Here is a 1,640-nt window from a genome sequence, read left to right as displayed (position 1 = left end):
ACACCGAATATGGTATATTTAAAAACAGCGTAAATCAATCTTTAACCTGTAGCCATATTTCAGGACTAGACATTTCCAAACCGAACCCAAAATGAAAATATTTCCGACTAATAATTATCAATTTGAACTTAAAAGAGAAAGTTCAGATGCGTTGTCTGAATTGGAAAAAAACACATTGATAACTAACTCTCTTGGTTCGGAGTGGACAAAAAAAGCGTTTATCGGACAAGTGAACAGAAACGGATTTAAAATAATTTCATCAAAACCTGGACGTGGAGCATTTTGCGTTTTAGAGGGAAAAGTTGAATCTTATAACGGAATTCTTGAAATCAGAATTCATAAAGCCTTCAGAGTAATGTTATCACTTATCTTCTTATTCCCAATAATCGGATTTTTAATAGCATTATTTACTAAAGAAAAGGAGATTATAATTTCTTTGATAATTCCGACTTTAATGGCTATCGTTGTTTTTAGATTTATTTTCACGGAATTAGCATTTAGAATTATATCAAAAAAAGGACTGAATAAACTGACTGAAATAATCGGAATAACAAAACTTAAAAAAAACAAGGTACAACAACGGCTATAATCCATTGCGGCTGAAATTCCTTTCGGAATTTCATTGCAATTTTGCTATCTTTCGACTACGGCGGAAAGAATCCTGCGGATTTTTTCCGCAACATATCATAGCCAAACACGTTGTGGTGCATTTAAGATGAACATATTTACAAGAAATAAAGAGTTGAACTTTTCAGTGGAAAACATTGAGTCATTAACCAAAAGTGTGACTGAATTAAAGGACGTTTTGACCAAAATCGGAACAAGTGTTGGACAACAAGAATTGACAAATGTCCTAGCTTCTGCTATGAAAAAGAATTCCAAACTTTTCAAAAAATACGTTTTGACTAATGAACTTTTTGGTGGAGCTGGAGCATTATGGGAATTGTATTGTGGAAACGAAAATCTTCAATCTGAATTTCAAAACAAATTCAATAATTTTTGCAGAGATTTAATCAAAATCGGAATTAAAAACCGCAGAATTAAGCAAGTAATGTGGTAATGGATAAAATTAAACTGGAAACGGAATCGTATTTAATTAGCGGAAAAGAAAATGAACGCTTCTTCCCCTTCTTGGAATTAGAATTCAACCAAAATGTAATTTATGAAAATGATATTCCAAAATACTATTTAAGCTTTTCAGACGATTTAAAAAATGCTCACGGAATTGGAAATTGGATTATGGCAGATTTGGAGAAAAATGGACATAATTTAAGGGATTTGATTATCGAGTTAGGTAAAAAATTGAATTTGAAATGGGACATTTTCTCAAGCAATGTTGGAAACCAAATTGAGGACAGTTATCAAACAGAAGAAGTTGAATTAGAAATACTGACTGACAAAACAATTGAAAAAATAAAAACGACACCACAACAATGGCTATAAGTAATTGCTTGGTCTCGCCTACTTCTGAAAATCCTCGCGGATTTTCAGTTTGGTGTGTACTTGCAAAGTTACGTGCTAAACCACGCAACTACACATAGCCGAGACCGTTGCCTACAATTATGACCCGTCCTGAATAAAGGCTACATAATTTTAAACATTATGTATAAAAACGACAAAGTAATCAGACGGTATTCAGA

Annotated in this window: 3 protein-coding genes; all 3 read left to right on the top strand. The window is 32.7% G+C overall.

Annotated features, from left to right (window positions below; translation table 11 throughout):
- Nucleotides 1-91: 91 nt before the first annotated feature.
- The 3 genes from P7122_RS15800 to P7122_RS15790 all read left to right on the top strand — a co-directional run bounded on the left by P7122_RS15800 (nucleotide 92) and on the right by P7122_RS15790 (nucleotide 1,443).
- Nucleotides 92-589 carry a hypothetical protein gene (locus P7122_RS15800; RefSeq protein WP_278006770.1) on the top strand — a complete coding sequence of 166 codons (498 nt, stop codon included), beginning with the start codon at nucleotides 92-94 and terminating at the stop codon, nucleotides 587-589.
- 126 nt (nucleotides 590-715) lie between these two features.
- On the top strand, nucleotides 716-1,060 hold the full coding sequence (locus P7122_RS15795) for a hypothetical protein (RefSeq protein WP_278006769.1): 345 nt from the start codon (nucleotides 716-718) through the stop codon (nucleotides 1,058-1,060).
- Nucleotides 1,060-1,443 carry a hypothetical protein gene (locus tag P7122_RS15790; RefSeq protein ID WP_278006768.1) on the top strand — a complete coding sequence of 128 codons (384 nt, stop codon included), beginning with the start codon at nucleotides 1,060-1,062 and terminating at the stop codon, nucleotides 1,441-1,443. The genes P7122_RS15795 and P7122_RS15790 overlap by 1 nt, the downstream gene beginning before the upstream one ends.
- The last annotated feature ends 197 nt before the right edge of the window (nucleotides 1,444-1,640 follow it).

It is taken from the genome of Winogradskyella marincola, assembly GCF_029624125.1.
Classification (GTDB): Bacteria; Bacteroidota; Bacteroidia; order Flavobacteriales; family Flavobacteriaceae; genus Winogradskyella; species Winogradskyella marincola.
The sequence above is the reverse complement of the archived record's forward strand: the minus strand, read 5'-3'. Positions and strand labels throughout refer to the sequence as shown.

Coding starts and splice junctions, on each gene's coding strand:
- P7122_RS15795 (WP_278006769.1), top strand. CDS start 716: ATGAACATATTTACAAGAAATAAAGAGTTGAACTTTTCAGTGGAAAAC.
- P7122_RS15790 (WP_278006768.1), top strand. CDS start 1,060: ATGGATAAAATTAAACTGGAAACGGAATCGTATTTAATTAGCGGAAAA.
- P7122_RS15800 (WP_278006770.1), top strand. CDS start 92: ATGAAAATATTTCCGACTAATAATTATCAATTTGAACTTAAAAGAGAA.